The following is a 23,755-nucleotide window of genomic DNA, read 5'->3' as shown; positions in this document are numbered from 1 at the left end:
GTTGTGGTGACTTCATTCTACACGAGGAAAGCGTCATGGGCTTTTTTGTGTTCACTTTGGGGTGTTGCACTTAATTTTATAATTCATCGGTTACAAATAGTTCATTGGGTTGACACTATTCGCTGCAGAATAACTGCTGTATTTATAACTGTTTTTATGAATCTCAAAGTGCAAATGATTTCCGAACGAGTTTCCTGTATTCCCAACTGTTCCAATCTTCATACCTTTAGAGACTGTCTGACCATTTTTTACCGAAAGGCTGTTCATATGAGCATAAACGGTTACGTATTTTTGATTCTGTAGACTATGTGAAATCATAACGTGTTTACCGTATGCACCGCTGTTTTTAGATGTAATGACTTTTCCACTGGCAGAAGCGTAGACGGGTGTGCCTTTTGCTGCAGCTAGATCAACGCCATTATGGAATGTATAACCGTAAGCACCATTAGAGTTTCCGTATCCTTGGGTCAGCCGACCTTCTGTAGGAGAAGCAAAAAGAGAGTTATTATATGATGTTTTTTTGGCAACGTGGCTCTTATATTTTTTTAGGTAAGAACTATAGATATACCGTGTGTTTCCTTTGTAAAGGACTTTTGTCCAAGCTCCTTTTTTTCCTAAATAAGAAAAGGTCTGCCCAGTGTTAGTGATGCCGACAATTTTGTGATTGAGAGAAGGACCAGTCCGAACACGAAGATCGTCTGTCTTCACTTTTACGTTATATGCACTACTTGCTTCGACTTTTGGACTATGCATCGAAAAAGTTGTTGTGAGTAAGACACTAGAAGCGATAAGTATTACCTTGTTTTTCATTAGTTGTACTCCTTTAAAGATAAAGATACAGTGACGAACGATTTGTTAAAAGGAGTATAGCATCACTATATTACAAAAAAGTATATCAAATTCATTTCAAAAATTGACAAGAGATTTAATCAAAAAATGCATAGTTTTTTCACAAACGGATTTTATGATAAAAATTAAACACATTTCTTTTTTATAAGACGGTTTGTCAAATTAAGCGCAACACTTCCTCGGTGAAGGCCTCGTGTGCGGTTTTCCAGTCCAGGCACTTTCTCGGTCGCCCGTTGATCTTGGCCAGCGCATCCGCGAGTTCACCGTCACCGACCTGCGCGAAGTCCGTTCCTTTCGGGAAGAACTCGCGGAGGAGCCCGTTGGCGTTCTCGTTGCTCCCCCGTTGCCACGATGAGTTACGGGTCGGCGAAATACATCGGCACGCCGAGCGACGCCTGGATGCGCTCGTGACCGCTGAACTCCTTGCCCCGGTCCGTCGTCGCCGTCTCGAACGTGCCTTCCGGGAAGGCACCGTGCACCGCATGGATCGCCCCCTCCATCGAGGCCGCGGTGCGGTCCGCGATTGGCAGGGCGAGATAGAACCGGCTCTTCCGCTCGATGAACGTCGCGACGCACGCCTTCGATTTCCCACGTCCGGAGACGACGGTGTCGAGCTCCCAATGCCCGAATGTCCGGCGACCCCTGACCTCTGGAGGTCGTTTCGAGATGGGGAGACCGACGTTGATGCGACCGCGCGTCTCGGTCGGCTTTTGACGTTTCCCCTTCTGGCGGAGCACGGTCACGGGCACGTCGATCCGTCCCGCATAGATCCAGCGGTAGATGGTGGAGAAGGCAATTTTTCCTGCGTAGAGGCGGCCGACGATCTGTTCTGGTGACCAGGTCGCACGCAGCTTCTCGACGATCGTCCGGCGCATCGTGTCGTCGAGCTTCGTCTTGACGCCGCAATGGGTTTTCGCCTTCTCGTAGCGTTTCTGCGCACGTCCTGACTCGTAGCCGGGGTTCCGTCTGATCTCCCGCGAGACGGTCGAGGGCTGTCGCCCGATCCGTCTCGCGATGGACCGGATGGACATCCCGAGCTCCAGATAGGTCTCTATTTTCACGCGCACCGTTGTGGTAAGATGGGTGTAGCTCTTAGCGATTCCTCCGTCTGAATGTTTGTGTCGTAACTTCATTCTAAACGAGGCCATCGCTGTGGGCTTTTTTTTGCGTTCACGTTCAGATGTTGCACTTAATTTTATAATTCATCCTTTTTATTCTTTCACTCGCATCAGCCGTAAACTGTTTAACGCGACTAGAAGGGTAGCGCCCATATCCGACATGATGGCGATCCACAGGGTCAGCCAACCCGGAATGACCAATAGCAGTGCAATCACTTTGATGCCGATGGCGAACGTAATGTTCGCTTTGATGATATTCAGGGATTTCCGGCTCAATTTCACCGTGAATGGCAGCTTGCTCAAATCGTCGCCCATCAAAGCGACATCCGCCGTTTCCAAAGCGGTATCCGTTCCGGCTCCGCCCATGGCAATCCCGACCGTAGAAGCGGCGAGTGCCGGCGCGTCGTTCACGCCGTCTCCAATCATCGCCACCTTGCCGTACTCGGCCCGTAAGCGTTTGATGACATTCAATTTGTCCTCCGGCATCAGCTCGGCCTGGATTTCGGTGACGCCGACCTCTCGGCCGATGGCCTGACCGGTCGCTTTGTTGTCACCCGTCAGCATGATCGTCTTCTTGATGCCCATGTCGTGCAGCTTCTGGATGACTTCCTTGCTGGAGTCCCGGACTTCATCGGCCACGGCGATGACCGCCAGGATGTTTTGTTCCGTTCCGATGATCATGGCCGTCTTGCCCTGATTTTGAAGAGCTGTGACATTTTGTTCCAAGTTCTTATCCGCACTTGCGGCGCCCAGCTCGTTGAAGAGGATCGGGCTGCCGATATAGTACGTGGTTCCTTCGACGGTTCCTTTAATCCCTTTGCCGGTAATGGATGAGAAGTCCTCGACCAAGACCGAAGAATAAGAAATATTTTCTGCATCCGCTTTTTTCATGATGGCCGAAGCAAGGGGATGCTGTGAGCGGTACTCCAGTGCTGTGACGATAGAAAGCAGCTCTTTTTCACTGATTCCCTTGTTCAGCACTTCAAAGTCCGTGACAACCGGAACCCCTTTGGTCAAGGTGCCGGTCTTGTCAAACGCGATGGCTTTCAGCGCGCCCATTTCTTCCAAATACACGCCGCCTTTTACCAAAACGCCTTTTTTCGCTGCGTTCCCGATAGCAGATACAATCGAAATCGGAGTCGAAATGACCAAAGCACACGGGCATCCTACGACTAGCACAGCCAATCCTTGGTAGACCCAGGTTTCCCAGCTGGCATCAAACAGAATGGGAGGAACGATGGCTACAAGCGCAGCAACGACCATGATAATCGGTGTATAATATTTGGCAAATTTATCGACAAACGCCTGCGAAGGAGCCCGTTCGCCTTGTGCTTCCTCAACCAGGTGGATGATTTTCGCAATGGTTGTGTCTTCAACCAACTTCGTGACTTTGACTTCGAGCAAGCCTTCTTCATTCAGCGTGCCCGCGAAGACGTCATCGTTCACCGTTTTGGCGACCGGCACGGATTCCCCGGTGATGGCCGCCTGATTGACCGCCGAATACCCGTTGGTCACCGTGCCGTCCATCGCAATCTTCTGTCCCGGTCTGACAATCATGGTGTCGCCCACCACAATGTCGTCTACCGAAATTAACTGTTCTTGGCCATTCCGCCGGACCAGTGCCTCTTTCGGAGCGATGTCCATCAACGAACGGATGGATTGTCTCGCCCGGTCCATGGAATAGCGTTCCAGTGCTTCACTGATCGCAAAGAGGATGACCACGATAGACGCTTCCGCCCATTCGCCGATAAAAGCCGCCCCGATGACGGCAACGGTCATGAGGGTTTTCATGTCGAAATCCAGGCGTATTAAATTCTGGAAACCGACTTTGAAGAGCGAGTACCCACCAATGACAATCGCCGCCACAAACAGGAGCGACGTCATCAGGTTGTCTTCGCCATTGACGAACTGGGAAATGTAGCCGAACACGATCAAGAGGGTGGAGTAGAGCAAGGTGCTGTGCTTTTGGTAGAACGGCACTTTCTTCTCTGTTCGAGCTGGCGCTTTTTCGGTTCCGGTATTCGTGATAGCTGGACGTCCTGTAATTTCAGGCGCCACCTTCAAGTTTTCAAACGCACCGGCTTTCTCCAATTCGTCGATGGTCGCTGCCCCGTAAACGGAAATTTTTGAAGCCCCGAAGTTCACTTTGGCATCCTGGACACCGGGGATCTGCTTGACGTTGTTCTCAAACTTCCCGGCGCAGTTCGCGCATGTAAAGCCTTCGACCCGGAAGACATTTTTGTCTTCGACGGTCACTTCAGGAGCCGCCTGGCGTTTCGGTTTTTCCGGTGCGACCTTCAAATTCTCGAAAGCGCCGGCTTTTTCCAGTTCCTCGACCGTCGCCTCGCCGTAGACCGCAATTTTCGAAGCCCCAAAGTTCACTTTGGCATCCTGGACACCGGGAATCTGTTTGACGTTCTTCTCGAATTTCCCGGCGCAATTCGCACACGAAAAGCCCTCAACCCGGTAGACCGTTTTGTCTTCTGTTTCCTTCGTTTTTTCAACCAACGGAAACAACCTCCTTCTGATGGATGAAGGCCACTTGCACCAAGTGTTTCACATGCGCGTCATCCAGTGAGTAGTAGACCAACTTGCCTTCCTTGCTGTATTTCGCCAACCCCATATTATTCAGTAGTCGCAGGTGGTAGGAGGCGGTTGCGGTAGATGAACCGATGATATTCGCAACGTCACACACACACAGTTTGTCCTCCAGCGATAAGGCGTAGGCGATCTTGATACGCGTATCGTCCGACAACGCCTTGAAGATCTTCGCCACTTCCAATGGATTTTGTTCAGACAGTTGCTGCTGGACTCGTTCCACCTTTTCTTCATCTACACAGACCACATCACAAATCTCTTTTGCCATTTTCATTCACTCCTTTTTCTCACTTCTGTTTACTCATTCGTTTTTTCAAGTAAGTGATTTTCTTCTATATAAAACAAAGAGTGCAAAGAATCACTTCAACTCACCAATCCCCAAAGGAATCGGAAAGTCCCATTCTCCGCCATAATCAAGATGCCGAGCCCGATGAAGACAATCGGCACAATCCACCGTTCCCAATTTTCTATCGTTTCAGAAATCGTTTTAACGGCTGCCAACCGGTAACTGAGGTAACACAAGACGGCGACCAGGATGGCAAAGACAACCAGCATCACCACAGTTTCACTTGGATTCAAGGTTGAAAAGTAGGGTATGTAGACGCCAATGTTGTCGCCGCCAGCCGCCAGGGTAATGACTGTAATGGTGACAAACAAGCGATTGGGGTTTCCGGAAGACAAACGGGACAGGAGATTCTCTTCGTCGTCCTCGTCTTCTTCTCGCTTCCAGACCCGGATGCCCAGGTAAATCGGAATGAGCCCTAGCAAGCCCACCCAGTGGGACGGCACAAGCGTCAGGCTGTACGCAGCCAACAGGCTGACGCCCACCAAGATGGCTGTTCCTAGGTATTGTCCGATGACAATGGATTTTAACTGGCCTTTTTTCATCGTTTGTGAAAACAGGATCAGCAAAATAATGACGTAATCAATGCTGGTCGCCACATAAGCGGCAACCGCGGTAAAAATCGTGGTTAACAGCACCCTCATCTCCTTTACGGATATCCTAGTGTGAAGTGATACCCTCTGATAGTTATACATTCAAACAAACGTTTGATTAATGCAAGTGTACAAAGATTTCGCTAGATTGTCAATTATATATTCAAATGATTGTTTTAATGTTTGGGCATGCTTGTTAGAATGAACAGGGAGCGACAAGTGGCAAGGCAAATTGAAATTTAGTATGGCCAATGCCTGCATGTCTTGTTAAGCATTCTATCTTTAGAAGAGCTGAAAATGGTATAGAAGAGGCTCATCACCATAAGGCGTGGTTGACGCATAAAATCCATCAGATTTTGAATTGAACATAGAAAAAAAGCGAAAACCCCGGTATCGTAATTGTTGCCTAGACAAACCACGATTGGAGTTTTCGCTTTGTCCCAACAGTTTATCAAATTACTTCTTCCACTTCCAGACCTTTTTCAGATCCAGATGTCTTCAGACGAAGAACCGAACGTTTTCCCGGTCATCCCGGATCGACACGACATCCCTTGCCCGCTTTGCCAGAGAAAGACAGTCCTGCATTCGAAAAGGCGACGTCGCTTCCGACACGGTCACGCATGGAACGTCGGTATACTCTGGATTGAGCTGGATGTCCCACGTCAAAGATGCTTCTCTTGTGATTTGACGTTCGTGTATGACTACGGTCTCGGGCTCGTCCGCACCTCCACCGAGGTGTTCCGGAAAGGCATCGCAGAACGTTGCCACGGTAGGACGATCTCAGATGTAGCGCGTGAATAGGGATTACCTTACACGACGGTGGAACGATGGTTTTATCGGTACGCCTCAGTAGAGACAGAGAAGCATACGACAGACGTCCTCATCGACGAGTTCGCCACACGAAAAGGACATCACTATGCGACAATCGCCCTCGATGCGGAGAGTGGTCGGCTCCTGTCCATTGTCCCGGGAAGGGACGTCACGGCCATCACGGCTGCACTCCAAGGCATAGCCGGAGACATCCGTTCTGTCGTCAGTGACTTTGCACCGACAATGGCGAAGGCCGTCGCACATGTCTTCCCGGATGCGAAACATGTGCTGGATCGTTTCCATCTCATCCAGTTCTTCACGGACGCCCTTCGCCGTCGGCGTCGTTTTTTGAACGAGGTGAAACGTCACCATCATGTCCGTGTGATTGACCGTGCTCTCGCCTGTCGTCCGGAGACGCTGTCCCCCGAAGACCGGGAGGTCGCCGATTCTTGCCTTCGGGAAGATCCGTTCACCCGGGACCTCTATCAAGGACTTCAACATATTCGATATGTGCTGAAGGCCACGTGCCATGGACAGGCGAAACGTCGACTGACCGATTGGTTGGATCGTTATCAGTCCCATCCTTGCGGGCCTCTGGCGAAGATCGCGAAATCGATCCAGAACCGAGAGGAAGCGATGCGTCGAACAATCGTGTCCAGTCTATCGAACGGAAAGATGGAAGGAACGAACAACAAAATCAAGCTTATCAAACGCCGTGGTTATGGCTACCGAAACCTCGAACGTTTCTTTTTGAGATTACGCTTCGAGCTTGGTCGTTAAAATAGCAACCACGTGTTATGGTGATGAGCCAATGATTATAGCGTGTGATAGTTGCGGAAACAAATCGAGGATTCTTCGTTCCATCGCGCTAGGTTTTAAACGGAAATGAATGAAAAAAAGAGCGTTGATGAATCATCAAGGAAGGGGCAAGCGTTCAAATGAGCCTGAAAAAACAACTACACAAGGCGATCCTCTCAAATGACCGAGCGACCGTTCAACGTCTAGTGAAGCCGTTCGCTCACGAAGTGGTGTTAGATACATTTCTTGAAGTTGCGTTTGATACGGATGATTTAGCGGTCTACGAAATCGTATGCGATCAGATTCAAGTTGAGCAGACTGCGGATTGGGAAGAGGCTGCGTCGCTTCTCATGAGCCAACCGTTCTGTCACCATCCTCATGCCTATGAACGGGCCTACGAACATGCGAAACGTGCTGTCGTGCTTGATTCTAGTCGCATAGATCTAAAGGAATACTTGCTCTTTTTCAATGCGATTCCCGACAAATTAATGACGGATGATGAAGCGAACGAATTAGCGACCGAGATTCTAAAGCTGCGGCCAACAAGTCAGGTCGCTAAGATGCATCTTCTGTAAAACGATGACTAGAGTCGTGCTGAATGATTATTCCAAGTGGAAACGTCCAATGATACAATGTGATGTAAGTCATCCCTAGAGGAGGCGACAACATGCGTTGGATGATTCGGCTTGGTTTGACCGCAGTGCTGACAGTAGGAACGGTCTTTATTGGACTTCGTCTCATCAGCTTGTTGATGGAATGGTGGTATGAGCCTCCGACCTCGGGGTTAAAGTTGCGACCGACACCGGCAGAATCTGAGTATTTGATGGAGTCGTCCGAAGGAAAGATGAGGATACCGAAAGAAGAAGAACAGTCTCGTCTGAAACTGGACTATTTGGATTATACGATTGATTCTGTGACTACCGTCATCGAACGAGGCGATGGCCTCTTCTATTGGGTGTTGATACTAGCCTGTGTATTGCTTAGCGTACTGATTTTTGCCGCTAACATTCGTTTTCAGCACCGCAAGCGAGCTGACGAAACAGCTTCGTTCACGACGCGGACGTTCTCGCGTCATTCAGTCCCGAGCTCGATGACGAGTGTCGAAGAACCGGCTTGGACCGGTGTGACGATTCGAGACGCGCTCATCACGTTCAATCAGGCGTTACCGCCGGCGAAGAAATGGTTGCCGACAGAAACGGTTTTAGAGTGGGCACGGCGCATCGAATTGACGGACATCGATTTCAAGCCATATTTGGAAGAGCGCTATGGAATGACAGATTCGGTGACACCGAAAGAAGTTGACCGCTTCCGCAGAAGGCTCGAGCAGTATCAAGACCGTCTAGCTCGTTGAGTAAACGTATAAACGATTCATCGTGTTCGATTGAACAACAAGATAGCAGTGAATATGGGAGGTGAAACTGGATGGAGCTACAAGTTGAGACGTTATTTAAAATGGATAGGCTTAGCATAATTGATGCCGATTTATCAGGTGGTGAAGTGATTGTTCTGGTGGATCAGGATGGCCAGGTCGTCTATTGGAATGAGCGAATGATACGACTGCCGTTTCATTTGAGTTCGCCATTCATCCGTCTACTTGATTCAGAAACGTTTCTCGTCGTCGATGTGACGCACGAAGGTACACCCGGCAACGCCTGGGTTATCGATGGGCGAGGGTCGATACTTCATTCGTTCCATGCGGGCAACGCCATCGGAGCTGTCGCCGTCAACGACACGGGGATTTGGATCGGCTATGCCGATGAAGGGGTGTTCGGGGAAGGGATATCCACCGAGGCACTCGTCTGTTTCTCGAGGACAGGGGAAGTGTTACAACGCTATCAGTCAGATTTTGTACGTCCGCCGACCATTGTCGACTGCGAATTGTTGCAAGCAAATCAAACCGGGGTATGGTTCTGTCCGTCGATTTGGTATGACTTGATTCATGTTGATTTAACCGGTCGACTCAACAAGTATAAGACGCCGAAGCGACTTCACGACAGTTCGGCGCTGACGATTCAAGGACAGGTCGGCTACTTCGTAAAAGACGGGTTGTTGTACAAGTGGCCGTTCGGTGCACGCAAACGCCCTGACGTTGTAGCTGAGTTTTCGGGAACTGCTAGAGGGTTAGGGGAGGGTGAACGGTTCCACTTCATTCAAATCGGTGATTATGAAGTGAGCGGCGTTCAGCTCGTTAACGAGTGATGACGCATATAGGTAGTCGTTGAATCGACTAAGAAGTTACAACTTACAACCGAATGATTTCTCGTGACGATGGACCTTGTCTATAGGTCCTTTTTTACGTTTTACAAACGTTTGGCGCAACAGAATCGTGATCATTATTGAATCAACTTGTCGGAATCAATTCCCTCTTTTTTGTAAATTCAGTATACTCATGTTATTGATGTTAGAAAGAGGGCGATGAGATGAGACTCGAGACAAACCTTCCAGGATTTTCGGTCGAAGAGATTGAACAGGTAGAGCAACAAGTGGGGTTACGCTTCCCGGACGGCTTACGTGACGCATGGGGTCATGGGAACAAGTTCGAACTTGGGGATTGGTTCTTTTATCCCATCAAGGACGAGCGGTTTTTCAATAAGACGTGGGATGATGTGATTCGAGCCAACGAATTGAAGCAAGAGGAGTTGCCGGAAGGGTTCGTGACGCTTGCGACGAATGGGTCTGGTGATGAGCTCGGTTTTCTAAAAGGCGACCGGGAGACGATTTACGTCTGGTGGCACGAGATAGACGAACTCGAGGTGGCGGCGCATTCGTTTGAGGCGTTCGTCGAAGTGAAGCAGGCTGAAAACGACGTGCTCGAGACGTTTTGCGAACGAGTCGAGGAGAATGGACTCGTCTTTAGTCTATCTGCGGAGCAAGACGAAGGGTGGGCGTTTGCACCATCGCACGTCGAAGACACAGACGTCTTGTTATTCTTTTCGTCCCGAGAGCTTGCGCTCGCTTGACGGAATGGGCTGACTATCATGTGATCGAGTTGCCGGTCGAATTATTTCTTGAACGCTGGTTGCCGAACATGTCGGATGATGAGCTGCTGTGCGGCCTCGATTGGTCTAGCGAGCTGGTAGAGTTGGAATATGACCCAGAAACCATTCTAGAGTATTTTGAATAATTTTATTTCAAATACCGCATGTGATATCTTTTTTTAAGAAAATATAACAACGAATATGATAAATTCTTTTTCTAAAAACGCAATCATATCGACAGAATTACTAGCGCTCATCGTGGAAAGCGACGTGGGAGAGGAGAACACATCTTTGAATGATTATAACGTAGGGAATATCTTTGAGCTGTATTCAGGCAACGAGACCCTCTCGGTGGAGCAACAGGCGATGATGGATCGCATCGACGCCTACGTTGAGGCAAACCAGTTCAAACAGCTTGAACATTACCTTCAACAAACCCGAGGCATCGAACAGATGTTGATTGACCGCGTGATGATGGACCCGACCGATAACAGCCGATGGGACATGCTCATCGCGTATGAGTTGATTGATACCATCGAAGATTTTGCCCGGGTGAATAGCTTCGGTCTCACTGCCTATACGTTTCATCCGAATGACTCGTTCTATTTCGCGCTCGTCTTATATTGGACGGGTTGGAATGACTTTGTCATCACAGACGAGGATGTCGCTTTGGCAGAGTCGCTCATCGAACAAGGACCGGAAGAAGTGAGCGGCTTGCTTTGTATTGCGTTGGCGAAGAGAGACATCGATCATTTCGATTATACATATGTTCAACGAGCGATTGAACGATGCCCGTGGGCCGTCGAACCATATATGCGTCTCGGCGAACATCGCTTGCGAGCCCATCCAGCAGAAGGAAAGATGCTTCTACAGCAAGGACTAGACCGGGTGAAGGATACGTGGGGATTCGATCAAAAGGGGCGCTGGTTCAACACGGGCTCGCAGTATTTCAATCCCATCACGTGGCGGCAAGACACAATCGCTGAGCTGCTCGGTCTAAGCATGGACCACGAGGAGTATAAAAAATACGAACGGATTATCAATACGAAATAATTATCTTCAAGAACGGAGCATTGGAATGAACACAATCGCATTAGCCAAACCATCAGATGTGAATGCAATCGAACGACTGTATCACGCCTGTAAAGACGATTTGCTCGCCCGACAGATTTTCCAATGGGACGACACGTACCCGAACCGCGCCTATTTCGAAGCATGTATCGAAGAAGGTTCTGTCTATATTATGAAAGGCGGTGAGCAGTTGATCGGCGTCGTCGTGCTCGACGAATGGCAGTCGCCGGAATGGGAAACGATTGAGTGGCGTCACGACCATCCACTCGTCATCCATTCCTTAATGGTGCATCCGGAGCGGCAAGGTCAAGGTAGCGGAAAAGCCCTGTTACATGCCTCTGAACAGTTGGCAAAAGCGGAAGGTTACACTAGCATCCGGCTCGACAGCTTCTCAGGAAATGGGGCAGCCTGCAACTTTTACAAACGACACGGCTACGTGGAACGTGGAAGCGTCCATTTCGATTCGAAACCGAAAGGGCATGAACGGTATGTCTGTTTTGAAAAAGATCTTGTCTAACGTAATGAAAAAAAGAATGTCGATCGATGAAGGAGGATTTGATGTGAAACAACTTGAAGTGGCTACATATACAATGACAATCGACGCACCGATTGACCATACGTTCGCTTGTCTCGCAGAAGACGAACATATCATCAAATGGAACGACCATTTGATCGAGAACATCTACGAGGATGGTGACGCCTCACTCGTGACGGGAAAAAGGTTCATCTCGGTCCAACAGTTCGAGAAGAAAGAGATTCGGGTCGAATCCGAGTTGACCCATGTCAATCGTCCATATGAGTGCGAGGTGCAGGCGATGACGAATCAAGGAGTGTCGACGGCGACATATACGTTAAACGAGACAGCAGACGGGACGGACGTTACGATTCGCATCACACTCGCACCGTCCTCATGGCTGTATACCCTATATGTAAAAGCGTTTCGCTGGGCGATTCGCCTGATTTATGATGAACAGTTCAAACAGTTCCGCATCTACGCCGAGGCGAGTGCGCCAAAACCGTCACCTGCCCGAGAGGCGGAGTGATTTGCGATGATTGAACCGATTACCTCTTTGACGCGTGACGCGGTCCGTGCATTCTTTATCGATGCCTGGGGCTCACCTGAGATGGTCATCTCGACCGGTAAGTATGACTGCGCCACGCTTGACGGGTTCGTCTGGTCGGAAGCGAACGTCATCATCGGCCTCCTCACGTATGTCATTCGGGAAGACGAGATTGAGATCATCTCGCTCGACAGCCTCCAGGAGAAGCGTGGCATCGGCTCGGCGCTCCTCGATGAAGTGGAGAGAGTGGCCAAGCAACATCAGCTCGAACGGCTGTCGCTCATCACGACGAACGACAACCTGCGTGCGCTCTCCTTTTACCAACGCCGAGGCTGGCGCCTCGCACGGATTATCCCGGGTGCGGTCGATGCGGCCAGGCTACATAAACCGTCAATCCCCGTCATCGGTGAGCACGGCATCCCGCTCCATGACGAAATCGTCCTTAGCAAAGCCATCACAACCTAAAGAAAAGAGGGATTAACCCATGATTCGATTCGGTATCATCGGCACAAACTTTATCACCCGTTCTTTTATTGAAGCGACCCATCAAGTCGAAGACGCATCCGTGTCCGCCGTCTATTCCCGGACAGATGAGCGCGCGAAAACGTTCGCCGAAGAATTTGATATTCCACATACGTTCACCTCACTCGAGGAGATGGCATCCAGTGAATTGATTGATGCGGTCTATATCGCGAGCCCGAACTCGCTCCATGCCGAGCAGAGCCTGCTGTTCATGCGTCACGGCAAGCACGTCCTCTGTGAGAAGCCGTTCGCCTCGAACGTCGAGGAAGTCAGACAGATGCTTGAGATGGCACGCGAACAGGACGTCGTCTTGCTCGAGGCGCTCCGCAACCTGTTCATGCCGAACTTCGATGTGTTGCGTCAAGAACTCCATCGGGTCGGCCACGTCCGGCGTGTCATCTTGAACAAGTCGCAATACTCGTCACGCTACGACTTGTATAAACGCGGAGACAATCCGAACACGTTCAATCCTGCCTTCTCGAACGGCTCACTGATGGACCTCGGCGTCTATTGCCTCGGCCCGGCCTTGAAACTGTTCGGTCGACCTGACGGCGTGCAAGCAAACGCGGTCAAGCTCGAGTCAGGTGTCGACGGCAGTGGTTCGGCCATCTTGTCGTATGACGGCATGGACATCATCGTGCTCCACTCGAAGATTCACGGAACGGACGCTCCGTCCGAAATCATCGGGGAAGCGGGGCGCATCGTGATTGACGATATCGGTTCGCTCGACCGCTTGACATTCGTTGGCCGAGACGGGGCGACCGTCGAACTCGGTTTAGAACAGGAAAGCCATATGACGTATGAGATTCAGACGTTCGTAAACATGATTGAAGCAGGGGAGCGGGAGACCGAGGTCCATTCGTTTGCCGATATGCTCACACTCGCGGACGTCATGACCGATATCCGGCAGCGCATCGACGTGCGGTACCCGGCTGACGCATAACAAAGAGCCTCGAGCACACATACTCGAGGCTCTTATTCTAAATAGAAGGTGAGGAACAATAATGAACGTACAAGAGATTTTAGAGGAGATTGAAAAGATATATTATTGGGATGCTCGTGTGCTCGGGTGTGATTGTCGGTACTACGGGGATGAAGTGTTAATCAAAATTGAAGAAGAAAATGAGAGTTATCATCACCAGATCGAATTTTTAGGATGTATCAAAGTGGACATCGTTGCTCCTTTGAACGACCGGGTGGCACCCATCAAAGAATTATCTAGATTACAGCTACCTTACTTTATGCACGATATCGCTGTCTCGAGTTACATGTTGGATGGGACCGAGGTGTTCGTCTGTAATCTGTTGTTCCCTCCCGCAAGCGCTGAAATTCATTTCACCAAAATCAGGATCGGGAAGGAATATCATTGATGCTGATTCTGTTTTAACACATCCATGACCATCGCGATTCGTTCCTCGGTCGAGTAGTCGCCTTCGATTCTTAGGATGGGACAAGCCAGTTCAGCCAGCCATTGTTCATGCGACGACTTACTTCTAACTTCTGTCCCGGCATGGTCGTAAAGGGCGGCCCAACTCAAAAACGCTTGTGATTGCTCGTATAGGCTACCGCCAGCGAGTGCTTCCGCACCATAGCGCTCGAGTTCCCGTTGTTGCAATCTGGCCAAGCGGACGTCAGGCGGAATCCATAAAAAGATAACCAAATCAAAATAGGGCATGAAACAGTCGCCCCAACCTGCGAGAGATCCTGATAGAATCCACCGTTCAGATTGTAGCAACTCTTCCTTGAGCATCTCGCGTCGTTCAGGGACAGGTCTCGGTTCGGTGAACTTGTTGATCCAGAAATAATCGTCCGTATCCAGATGAGTATGCGGCAGGACGTTCGCCAACGCGTGGCCAAGTGTTGACGTGCCGGAGCCCGAAGCGCCGAGTATGTGAATTCTGCTTCTCATGTTTGCCTCTCCCATCAACCTATATTTTTGCGGCTTACATCGTGAACTCCAACGGTATATTCTCACCGTTCCAACTTCGATGTTCGTCTTCATCGGAAAAAATATGTAGGCGTTATCCTCTTTTTGAGGAATATAATGAAGTCACGCTGGATAATTTTACAATAAGTTTCAGTGGAATAATAGTGAATGATGACATCTATAGAACGGGAGACGATGACATGACGACCTTATATTTCGTAAGACATGCACACTCTACATATACAGCCGATGAATGGACGAGACCCTTATCTGAAAAGGGAGAGAGAGACGTCCGTAACATCACGAACACCTTGAGTGAAGAAAAGATTGATCTCGTCGTTTCGAGTCCATATAAACGAGCTATTCAAACCGTCCAAGGGATTGCTGACCAGATTGGGACAGAAGTGCTACTCATGGACGATTTGCGGGAACGGATGTTGACGACAGAGCCGGCCGAGAATTTTACCTTGGCGATGACAAAAGTGTGGGAAAATCCTACATTTGCATGGGAAGGGGGCGAATCGAACGTTGTTGCTCAACAGCGGGTAGTCCGTGCGATCTTGTCACTACTCGACCAATACGAAGGAAAGCGAATCGCAATCGGTACGCATGGGAATATCATGGTGCTGATCCTCAATTATTTTGATGAACAGTATGGCTATATGTTCTGGAAAGAACTCGATATGCCGGACGTTTATAAAGTGACGTTTAACAAACATGAACTAGTGAGCGTTGAAAAGCTATGGGACCGTCAAGAAGCGGTTTGAAAGCCGTTCATGGCGTCATAAAAAAGGATGGGGCCGGTCTCGGTCCCATCCTTTTTAGTCTACTCTCTATTCAAATACAGGTGGCGAATAAACAAGCCGAGTGCGACCGTCATGATGACGGCCGGAATCAATCCGACGAGCAACAAGGAACCCATGCGTTCAGTCCTTTCTGAGCGCAGCGAGGCGCTGTGTCATGTCTTGGAACGATTGTCCGTCCGAGAGCACGCTCAGTTCGCCGGCGACGAGGTTGTTCACTTCACGGTCCCAGTCCTGGCTGAGTGTCTTCTCGAGCGCGGCAAGCTGCGTCGCCGTCCGTTCGACTTGATGACTTCCGACGCGCGCGAGTTGCTCGCGCACCGCCGTCTTCAACAGGGCGCTCAAGTCATCGCGCAGTTTCGTCCGGCCGTCGCCTTCGAAGAATTGGTTCGCGTTCTTATAGTGCTTCAGGACGGGACGGAACGGGGCCGCCTCGAACGCGACCGGGTCGACGGCGTCACGGAACCAATCGATGTCGATGTCGTCCTCAAACGACAGCGTCGGCAGGAGCGGACGCAGTTTTAGCGTCTCGCGCTCGATCAAGCGTTCCGTCTCCCGTTTCAAGAAGCGCTCGAGCCGATATTGGAACACTTGCAGCTCTTGATGGATGTCATACGCATACTTGTCGAGTGTCCGGCTGAGGGCGCGCTCGAGGCTCGCCTTCGATCCATCGACCTCGACCGGATGGAACGTCTCTTTGACGAAGTCCGACAGCCGGAGGAGCGAGCGGGTCTCGAGGTGGGCGAGCAACTCGTCCGTCTCGCGCTTGAACGGGTCTTCGAGCGTCGTGACGTTGAGACGATTGTCAGAAGTGCGTACTTGTTCGAGCTTGTCACGGCGGGCCGCCTTGACGCTCGCATCCGCTTCGGCCTCGCGGACGACGTCCTCGAACGCGGTGACGAGGGCATGTGCCTCATCTTTGATGCGGACCGCGTTCGCCTGACGCAAATCGTGGTCGACGAATTGCTCGAGCTTGACCGAGAATCGGTCGAACCCGGCGTCCGTGCCCTGGATGGCGTTCCGGCTCGAAATCGGTAGCACCGTCGGATGACGGACGCCAAGTTTCGTCAACTGGTTCGACACATAATCGCTGACGGCGAGCCGTTCCGCCTCATCCGCCGCCAAATCGGACGCGTTGACGAGGAAGAACATGTGATGGTCACCTGTCCCTTGGACGCGTCCGAGCTGGATGACGAGTTCTCGGTCGGCCTCGGTGAAGGCGTGATTGTAATACGTCACGAACAGGACGGCGTCGGCGTCACGCATATAACCGAACTGTACTTCGCTATGACGGTTGAACTGCGAGTCGGCACCTGGCGTGTCGACGAAGATGATGCCACGCTCGGCCCAAGGGGAGTCGATGGCGAGCTCGATCTCTTTGACGATACAGCTCTTCTCTTCCTCCGTGACGAATGAGCAGAACGTGTCATAGTCGACCGTCTCCTGGCTACCGAGATAGGACAGGGGAGCGTTCTTGAGAGCGTTGACGAACGGATGGTCGAGATGGAGTGCGTCGAGTGACGCCCCGTAACCGTTCAGCTCGGCCTCGAGTTCGGCACGTGTCTTGAACGTGATCAACGCACTCTTGTTGGCGCGGCCGTTCGGCGGCACGATTTTCGTGATCGACGCCGTCAGTGGGTTCGGTGACGTCGGGAGCACCGTCTCACCGAGCAACGCGTTCAATGTCGACGACTTGCCGGACGAGAACGCCCCAAAGATGGCGAGCGTGTATGTCTCGGATTCGGCCCGGGCCAATTTATGACGGAGCGACTTGACGCGTGACTTGAATAAGGGATGGTTCTCTAATATTTCACATACCGCATATTCATAAGAAAAATCAAACGACAAAGCGGTGATATCATCCACCAGAAGCGAGGTCGAGGCAACTTCTTGTTGCTGATGTTCGACTTGTTTCTGCGGTAATTGGTCGGCCGTGACGTAGTGACGGGTCTCAAGGTCCGTCAAACGCGAATCCGAGAGGTCACGTGTCGTGTAATGGGTGAGCTCGTCTCTCTGTTCGGCCAGCTGACGTTGTAGCGCCAACGTGTCGAGCATGTCATACAATTCGTCTTGCTCGGTCTCGATGGCATGGATTCGGTCTTTACCTTCGGCCTCAAGATACGTTTCGACGGACGTGACCCACGGTTCGGACACTTTCGTCACCCAAGAGGCGAGAGCCGACTCGATGTCGCGGCTGAATTGAAGCACCGTGTCACCGCTGAGCGATGCGCCGGACTTCACTTGGTCACTGATGAGCGCGCTCGGTGCAGTCGGTAACGTATCCGGACGGGACAAAATCGCCTCGGGCAGTTTCAAATCACGGACGATGTCTTCGGCGTACTTGATCAAGTGGGGGCGAAGGTTCGTATCGATCAATCGGTTGAACTCCTTGACAGCGATCTCTTCACGACGTAGCCGTTCCTGGCGCGTCTTGTCTTTTGAGAAGAACAGGCCGACCTTGAACTCCGGCGCACAACTCTCGAGATAGTCCCGCAACAGTTCACGGAACTCATAGTTCATGATCGGCGCGCTCGCGACGATCGGTGTCTGGTGTTTGAAGAACTCGCGACGGAACGCGGTGAGCCAGATCGCTTTCTTATCGAGGCGTTGCAGGCGGGCTTGAATCTCCGTCGGCTGCTTCTCGATGACCGGCAACTCGTCCAAGAGGGCGTCGTTCGCACGAGTGGACCGGGCGAGCAACGTATCGACGAGCAAGTCGGCGCGCGCTTCCGCATGTTCCCGTGCGGCGTCGATGACGGTTTGGACATATGTCCGGAGGCGTTCCACCTCATTTTCCGGGTGGTCGAGCTCGCGGAGCGAGATGTAGAACATGTCATCCGGATTGATTGCATGGCGGGTGAAGGCGGTCTCGAGCGAGCGCTTGAACGTGTCGAACGGAAGCTCGCCTTCGTCGTGCTTATCGATCTGGTTGATAATGATCGAGTAGGGACGTCCTTCAGCGCTGAATTGTTTCATCAATTTGATATTTTGTTCGGACTGGACGTGATTGTAGTCCATCATGAAGAACAGATGGTCGGCGAGGAAGAGCGAGCGTTCCGTCGCTTGACGGTGCCGTTCATCGGTCGAGTCGATTCCGGGCGTGTCCATGAGGACGACGTCGCTTCCGAACGGGAAGCGGGGCAGGGCGTACTCGACTTCTTTAATCTCTTCGATTTTGCAGTAGTCGCTTAAGCGGTCGAGCTCATCCGGTGCGAGTCGAATCCAATCCATATCGTTGACGGCGACCGATGCCCCGACGTCCCCTTGTCGAAGCGTCACGATGTTCGCACTCGTCGGAATCGGGCTCGTTGGCAACACGCCGTCTCCGAGCCAATTGTTGAGGAGCGTCGACTTACCTGCTGAAAAGTGGCCACAGACAGCAATCCAAATCTCGTTTTGTGTCACTTTTCGGAGTGCGGTCTTGGCGAGACGAGCCGACTCGGTCTCAGCTTGCGTGTCAAATACGTCGGTCAATTGCGCGAGGCGCATGCGTTGTTCGTTCATAAATCCCCATCCCCTACTTATGATTCCGTCGTGATACCGACGCGATGTCTACGATAAGATTTGTTTTCCCACGCTTGAATGACGAGCTCGGCCACGTCGTCACGCGAGATTGGTCCCGAGTTCTGCGTCCCAAGCACGTCAGCTGTGATGACGATGTTCCCGACGGACGCGTCTTCAATCAATTGCGTCGGGCAGACGATTGTATAATCGAGCGTCGATGCGTCGAGCAGTTTGTATGCCTTGGCGTGGTCTTCGGCCGCGGTCGTCATCGAACGTTTCGACTCGCGGGTCTCGAAACGATAGTTGTCAGAATCATGCGCCTGTAAGATGCCGGCCGTCCCGACCGTCAAGATACGTGTCATTCCGTTTGCTTGCATCGCCGAGATGACGAGCGGCGTGAAGCGGGACAGGACATTCTGCTTATCCGTCCCGAGCGCCGACATGACGACGTCGGCTGAATGTACCGTCTCCGCGATGGCATCCGCCTCGGTTGCGTCCCCGATGATGACCGTGAGTCGTTCTCTCGGCTCGACCTCACGGCGTGACAAGAGTCGGACGTCGTGTCCGTCTTCTAATAAACGTTCGAGCAACCGCATCCCCGTGCGGCCGCTCCCTCCAAATAAAGCAATGGTTGACAAGTAAATCCCTCCCCATCAAGATTAAAGAAAATATCCAACGCCATCATACCACGGAAGCGCTATCGAAACAGGGGACAACGGCTTGAAATGTTTTGAGGTTTCAGGGCATGGTAAGTGGGATACAAAAAGTTAAGACGTGTATAAAGGGAGGAAGACACCTCGGTGTCGACACCGCATGAGATTTGGAGCTAGAACAATCAAGACCGGCATATCCGTCGCCTTGGTGTTACTCATCGCCGAGGCATTTCAATTTCAACAGATCGTCGTACCGGCGCTCGCGGCCTCGCTCGCGTTATTGCCGTCTGTTTACCAGACGGGTGTCCGGCTATTAGAAGAATTAAAAGGGAACTTGATCGGGGCTTTGCTCGCCGTCTTCTCCTTAATGTTGACGCCGAACCCGACACCGATCGCCATCGGGGTCGTCATCATCATCGCCATCTCGATCCTTCTCTTCTTGAACCTCGAGTCGACGACCCGGACCGTCATCTTGACGACGATTCTGATTATGGAAGGGGCGAGCCAATCGGACATGCCCGTCTGGATGTTCGCCGGAGAACGTTACTTGCTTATCATGATGGGGATCACGGTGGCGCTTCTCGTCAACGCGCTCTTGTTCCCGCCACGCTATGAGCGGAAACTTGAGGACGAAATTACGACCGTCTTCCAAATGGCCGTCCGTATCGCCCGTCTGTTCTCGGAAACGGAAGGGGGGCGCTCGTCGTTCGAGTCACTCGAGGAGACGAAGAAGAAACATCGGGATTCGAAGACAACTTACGACTTCTTTGAAGAAGAGATTAAAGCCAACCGCTGGCTCGAGAAGAAGACACCGATTTATCGCCGAGCCGTCTTGAAGTCGAAAATGATTGATACGAACAGTGCCGCTATCCACGTACTCGACAAGCTGCATGACGATTTTCTGACGCTCGAACACTTGCCTCCACAGCTCAAGGACGAATTGATGCGTCATATGCGACACTTGCTCAGACGACATGAGCGTCTATTCTCGGCTTATGAGTTAGAGAACGAGCACATCATCGACCGGGAAGAGGATCTTATCCACGAGAACTTCGACTTCGCCAAGCTGATGATCGAGAAGATGCGGGATGAAGAGGAAGACCTCATCCTGACCGTCGTCCCGCTCGTCGCAACGATGACGGACTGGGTCAAGGCGATGAACGAACTCGAACGCTACCTCATCACCGAGATGAAGAAGCATGGGGACAATTTGAAAGTGGAGCCACGCAAGAAGTGGTTCTTTGAAGACTGAATGTCTGTTAAAAAAATCGCCTTACCTTACTTGGCTTTTAAAAAGTCAGTGAGGTGAGGCGATTTTTATGAGCTGAGCTTGCTTGTTTTTTATTTTCGTCACGTAAGGCGAGAAACGGGTTGAACCCATATAGTGATCTTGCTCCGAGAGACTAGAGAGTAAGGCGAGGATGTTTTTAAGCTGCTTCGCCCCTTCTTGGATGCTCAAGTGATTGACATGTCCCTTTTGATCTAATCGGTTCACAAACAGCTCGACCTTCCCGCCGCTTTCAATCAATTCCCGACTGACCAATGCCGTATCCTCTATCAACTCTTCGAACTGATGATGAAGGCCGATCCCGTTCGAAGCCGACAAGTCGAGATACACCGTGAACATGTCTTGATTGACCGGCTGGTACAGTTTCGTTTGCAAAGTGGATTTCTTCGCCGTCGCATACCAGTCGATTTGTCTAGACGGTTCATCCTCATAGGGCTTCGATGAGATTTGTAGTAATCGATCCTTAATTGGAGAATATTTAGAGACGCGCTCACCAAGCTTCAGGTGTGATCGTATACGCTGCGCATGAGTACTTGAAATCGATGGATATACCGTCCAACGTAAAGGGGGAGCCAAATAGAGTGTTAACGTCCCTAACGATAGAGGCAAGCTAATCGTGATGGAGATTTCTGCTATTTCGATGGGCCCTCTTCGATTACTTGTAAGTTCGAAGACGAAATCAGACGGCAGCTCGTCCAATTCGATGATGGTTTCCGTATGCCCCTCTAAGTTCACGACGTAAGGTCCATCCTTTGGCGTACGTATATACGTTTTCGTGCCCATTTCGTTTAAGAGGTGCACGTTCGTCAGTTCAAGGGTGAACTTACAACTTTCGTCCTTGAACAGAATCGAGTCGAACTGTCTCCACGTGACGTCCATTTGTGCAGTCAGTCGTTTCGTGTAACGCTCGATATAAAGACTTGCTGCCAAAAAAACAGCAAGAACGAATGAAAAGATCGAGAGGTACGGCACGAACAACAAGATGACCATCACTGAAAATAAGACGATTTGGATTCGTTTTTCAAGCAAGAAAAATACATTGGTCGTGATGTTCATCGGAGTCACATGCCCATCTCGACCGGGACCGGGATGGTCGCCAAGAGTTCTTCCATGACCATGGCCTTCGAGGACTTGATCTCGCCCTCGAGCGTCAGTGTCAATCGATGTGCGAAAACGTATGGGGCCAAGAACTTGATGTCCTCTGGTGTGACATAGTCACGATTTTGGATATAGGCATAACTTTGAGCGGCTTTCGAGAGCGCGATCGTCGCACGTGGACTGATCCCCGTCTGAACATTCCGGTGACTACGTGACGCGGTCGCAATCGAGACGATATAACGTAACACATCTTTCGAGATGTGGATTTTCATGGCATCGGCTCGATATTGTAGGAGTTGCTCGAAATCGACATTCGCCAGTACCGCCTTCCGGGTCTCGGTGACGGATTCCTCCAACAATTGAAGTTCGAATTCTTCGGTCGGGTACCCTGTATGTAAACACATCATGAACCGGTCAAGCTGCGCATCAGGCAAAGAAAAGGTACCAGATGATTCAATCGGGTTTTGCGTCGCGATGACGAAGAATGGGGTAGGAAGGTGATATGTCTTGCCCCCGACCGTCACCTGTCGTTCTTCCATCGCTTCAAGCAATGCAGACTGGGTACGTGGGACGGCCCGGTTGATTTCATCGATGAGCACGATGTTGGCGAAGATCGGGCCTTGCTTGTTTTCAAACTCTTGCGTCTTTAGATTGAAAAAATCTGAACCGACAATATCTGACGGTAATAAGTCGGCTGTGAACTGAATTCTTGAAAAGTCGCCGTGGAAACTCGTCGCCAATGTCTTGGCCAACATCGTCTTTCCGGTGCCCGGTACATCTTCTAAGAGAACATGTCCGTTTGCCAAAAGTGATGTCACACACAACTCTACTACTGTCGGATTGCCCAAATAGACTTGGTTGATTTCCTCAATCATCGTACGAATGTTCATCAAGATTTCTCTCCTTTATAGTGTTGGATGTATTGTCTGACAGATACTTTGAAATCATGAAGTGAGCGCTCGTCGATCACGTCCAGTTCTCCATATCGTACATCGGCATAAGGTTTCACAGATTGTTCGAATCGAATGCGTGCAAACCACTCTGAGACGGTCTCGTGAGGTTTTCGTTTTTGAGTGTCGCTCAAGATGTCATTCAACTCCACGAGTAGTTTCCCAAGCTCAGTATCAGAGGCATAAAGAAAGGTTGGTGTTGTATTGGTCACCGTGTTCATGTTGGCTCGAGATGATAATGGTCTCTCGTCAGCTGAGGACGGTGTCGCTTTGCGTCGCCGCTTATCCCACCAGTTTCGTACGCGCTTGTAGTACTTGAGAAATAAAATGAGCAAGAAAGCTATAACTGCCCATTTTAGGACATCTGAAACAGTCTCTTGATCTTCGCCAGACGTCTTCTTCTCAAACCGTTCTTTCGACAAAAGATCATACCACTTCGGTATATCATTAGTATCCTCTAGATTCTCTGTTTTGTCTTTAAAGGTTGCCAACTCACCGTCGATATACCTTGGATTTCCCGACATGTCTTGTTGGGTGGGACGATCTACAATCATTCCATAAAGGAAAGTCCCGCCGGTTTTAAATAAAGCGAGGATGACCAAGGTCGAAATGATAAAATAATACATTTTTCTTTTCTGCATAAACCCTCCATCATCAAAATGCCTGCCTACTTTTGTAAGATTAAGTTATTGTTAGTAGAATACACATTGCTACTTTATTTCGCAGAAGTGATTCACCTTCTATTTGATTCTATTGATAAAAAAAACGGGTCTACCAATCAAACCGTTACT

At 50.6% G+C, this 23,755-nt stretch carries 24 protein-coding genes and 1 pseudogene; 14 read left to right on the top strand and 11 right to left on the bottom strand.

The features are described 5' to 3' along the window. Nucleotides 1-90: 90 nt before the first annotated feature. The 5 genes and pseudogenes from KNP86_RS06850 to KNP86_RS06830 form a co-directional block, all read right to left on the bottom strand. A complete protein-coding gene (locus KNP86_RS06850; protein ID WP_029336161.1) occupies nucleotides 91-810 on the bottom strand; it encodes a peptidoglycan DD-metalloendopeptidase family protein in 720 nt (239 codons plus the stop codon). Between the two features lie 196 nt (nucleotides 811-1,006). Next, nucleotides 1,007-1,982: pseudogene (locus KNP86_RS06845) on the bottom strand (IS30 family transposase). A gap of 78 nt (nucleotides 1,983-2,060) precedes the next feature. Beyond that, nucleotides 2,061-4,475, bottom strand: a complete 2,415-nt coding sequence (locus tag KNP86_RS06840; RefSeq protein WP_029595500.1) for a heavy metal translocating P-type ATPase — start codon at nucleotides 4,473-4,475, stop codon at nucleotides 2,061-2,063. Then, a complete protein-coding gene (locus tag KNP86_RS06835; RefSeq protein ID WP_029595499.1) occupies nucleotides 4,468-4,833 on the bottom strand; it encodes an ArsR/SmtB family transcription factor in 366 nt (121 codons plus the stop codon). Before KNP86_RS06835 ends, KNP86_RS06840 begins: the two co-directional genes overlap by 8 nt. A gap of 95 nt (nucleotides 4,834-4,928) precedes the next feature. After that, nucleotides 4,929-5,543, bottom strand: coding sequence for a CadD family cadmium resistance transporter (locus KNP86_RS06830; RefSeq protein ID WP_029595498.1), 615 nt, complete (start codon nucleotides 5,541-5,543; stop codon nucleotides 4,929-4,931). A gap of 777 nt (nucleotides 5,544-6,320) precedes the next feature. Here KNP86_RS06830 and KNP86_RS06825 point away from each other — a divergent pair. The 12 genes from KNP86_RS06825 to KNP86_RS06770 all read left to right on the top strand — a co-directional run bounded on the left by KNP86_RS06825 (nucleotide 6,321) and on the right by KNP86_RS06770 (nucleotide 14,111). Then, nucleotides 6,321-7,091: an ISL3 family transposase gene (locus tag KNP86_RS06825; RefSeq protein ID WP_084592806.1), complete on the top strand. Its 771-nt coding sequence runs from the start codon at nucleotides 6,321-6,323 to the stop codon at nucleotides 7,089-7,091. A 158-nt stretch (nucleotides 7,092-7,249) separates the two neighbouring features. Next, entirely contained in the window at nucleotides 7,250-7,684 is a 435-nt protein-coding gene (locus tag KNP86_RS06820) for a hypothetical protein (RefSeq protein WP_214753377.1), read from the top strand. 92 nt (nucleotides 7,685-7,776) lie between these two features. Beyond that, nucleotides 7,777-8,460: a hypothetical protein gene (locus KNP86_RS06815; RefSeq protein WP_131472747.1), complete on the top strand. Its 684-nt coding sequence runs from the start codon at nucleotides 7,777-7,779 to the stop codon at nucleotides 8,458-8,460. 71 nt (nucleotides 8,461-8,531) lie between these two features. Next, nucleotides 8,532-9,308, top strand: coding sequence for a hypothetical protein (locus KNP86_RS06810; RefSeq protein WP_131472745.1), 777 nt, complete (start codon nucleotides 8,532-8,534; stop codon nucleotides 9,306-9,308). 221 nt (nucleotides 9,309-9,529) lie between these two features. Beyond that, nucleotides 9,530-10,069, top strand: a complete 540-nt coding sequence (locus tag KNP86_RS06805; protein ID WP_214753375.1) for an SMI1/KNR4 family protein — start codon at nucleotides 9,530-9,532, stop codon at nucleotides 10,067-10,069. Beyond that, a complete protein-coding gene (locus KNP86_RS15765) occupies nucleotides 9,991-10,233 on the top strand; it encodes a DUF2750 domain-containing protein (protein WP_353048156.1) in 243 nt (80 codons plus the stop codon). Before KNP86_RS06805 ends, KNP86_RS15765 begins: the two co-directional genes overlap by 79 nt. A 145-nt stretch (nucleotides 10,234-10,378) precedes the next feature. After that, a complete protein-coding gene (locus KNP86_RS06795) occupies nucleotides 10,379-11,140 on the top strand; it encodes a hypothetical protein (protein WP_214753371.1) in 762 nt (253 codons plus the stop codon). Between the two features lie 25 nt (nucleotides 11,141-11,165). Next, nucleotides 11,166-11,675, top strand: a complete 510-nt coding sequence (locus KNP86_RS06790) for a GNAT family N-acetyltransferase (RefSeq protein ID WP_214753370.1) — start codon at nucleotides 11,166-11,168, stop codon at nucleotides 11,673-11,675. 43 nt (nucleotides 11,676-11,718) lie between these two features. Further along, nucleotides 11,719-12,201 (top strand): SRPBCC family protein, encoded by a 483-nt coding sequence (locus KNP86_RS06785; RefSeq protein WP_214753368.1) that lies wholly within the window; start codon nucleotides 11,719-11,721, stop codon nucleotides 12,199-12,201. Between the two features lie 6 nt (nucleotides 12,202-12,207). Beyond that, a complete protein-coding gene (locus KNP86_RS06780) occupies nucleotides 12,208-12,684 on the top strand; it encodes a GNAT family N-acetyltransferase (RefSeq protein WP_214753366.1) in 477 nt (158 codons plus the stop codon). A gap of 19 nt (nucleotides 12,685-12,703) precedes the next feature. Continuing rightward, a complete protein-coding gene (locus KNP86_RS06775) occupies nucleotides 12,704-13,684 on the top strand; it encodes a Gfo/Idh/MocA family protein (protein ID WP_214753364.1) in 981 nt (326 codons plus the stop codon). 61 nt (nucleotides 13,685-13,745) lie between these two features. Continuing rightward, on the top strand, nucleotides 13,746-14,111 hold the full coding sequence (locus tag KNP86_RS06770) for a hypothetical protein (protein ID WP_214719616.1): 366 nt from the start codon (nucleotides 13,746-13,748) through the stop codon (nucleotides 14,109-14,111). Here the strand turns inward: KNP86_RS06770 and KNP86_RS06765 are convergent. Further along, entirely contained in the window at nucleotides 14,105-14,650 is a 546-nt protein-coding gene (locus KNP86_RS06765; RefSeq protein ID WP_214753362.1) for an ATP-binding protein, read from the bottom strand. The two genes, KNP86_RS06770 and KNP86_RS06765, sit on opposite strands and share 7 nt — an antisense overlap. 218 nt (nucleotides 14,651-14,868) lie before the next feature. Here KNP86_RS06765 and KNP86_RS06760 point away from each other — a divergent pair, with 218 nt between their 5' ends. Then, nucleotides 14,869-15,435, top strand: a complete 567-nt coding sequence (locus tag KNP86_RS06760; RefSeq protein ID WP_214753360.1) for a histidine phosphatase family protein — start codon at nucleotides 14,869-14,871, stop codon at nucleotides 15,433-15,435. A gap of 159 nt (nucleotides 15,436-15,594) precedes the next feature. Here the strand turns inward: KNP86_RS06760 and KNP86_RS06755 are convergent, their stop codons facing one another. Both KNP86_RS06755 and KNP86_RS06750 read right to left on the bottom strand, forming a co-directional pair. Beyond that, complete coding sequence (locus tag KNP86_RS06755; protein ID WP_214753358.1) at nucleotides 15,595-18,975, bottom strand: dynamin family protein; 3,381 nt, start codon at nucleotides 18,973-18,975, stop codon at nucleotides 15,595-15,597. Nucleotides 18,976-18,992: 17 nt separating this feature from the next. Then, nucleotides 18,993-19,613 (bottom strand): NAD(P)-dependent oxidoreductase, encoded by a 621-nt coding sequence (locus KNP86_RS06750; protein ID WP_214753356.1) that lies wholly within the window; start codon nucleotides 19,611-19,613, stop codon nucleotides 18,993-18,995. A gap of 175 nt (nucleotides 19,614-19,788) precedes the next feature. Between KNP86_RS06750 and KNP86_RS06745 the strand changes: the two genes are divergently transcribed. After that, the gene (locus KNP86_RS06745) at nucleotides 19,789-20,880 is read left to right on the top strand and encodes an FUSC family protein (RefSeq protein ID WP_214753354.1); all 1,092 of its coding nucleotides are present in this window, start codon (nucleotides 19,789-19,791) and stop codon (nucleotides 20,878-20,880) included. Nucleotides 20,881-20,925: 45 nt separating this feature from the next. Here the strand turns inward: KNP86_RS06745 and KNP86_RS06740 are convergent, their stop codons facing one another. Genes KNP86_RS06740 through KNP86_RS06730 form a run of 3 tightly spaced genes read right to left on the bottom strand, consistent with a single transcriptional unit; the run spans nucleotide 20,926 to nucleotide 23,605 of the window. Next, nucleotides 20,926-21,972: a DUF58 domain-containing protein gene (locus KNP86_RS06740; protein WP_214753352.1), complete on the bottom strand. Its 1,047-nt coding sequence runs from the start codon at nucleotides 21,970-21,972 to the stop codon at nucleotides 20,926-20,928. Between the two features lie 5 nt (nucleotides 21,973-21,977). Continuing rightward, the gene (locus KNP86_RS06735; RefSeq protein ID WP_214753350.1) at nucleotides 21,978-22,904 is read right to left on the bottom strand and encodes an AAA family ATPase; all 927 of its coding nucleotides are present in this window, start codon (nucleotides 22,902-22,904) and stop codon (nucleotides 21,978-21,980) included. Next, complete coding sequence (locus KNP86_RS06730; RefSeq protein ID WP_214753348.1) at nucleotides 22,904-23,605, bottom strand: hypothetical protein; 702 nt, start codon at nucleotides 23,603-23,605, stop codon at nucleotides 22,904-22,906. The genes KNP86_RS06735 and KNP86_RS06730 overlap by 1 nt, the downstream gene beginning before the upstream one ends. Nucleotides 23,606-23,755: the final 150 nt, after the last annotated feature.

This window comes from Exiguobacterium sp. s16 (assembly GCF_018618115.1).
Taxonomy (GTDB): Bacteria; Bacillota; Bacilli; order Exiguobacteriales; family Exiguobacteriaceae; genus Exiguobacterium; species Exiguobacterium mexicanum_A.
Note: the sequence above shows the minus strand (reverse complement) of the source record. Positions and strands in the feature narration are given on the sequence as shown.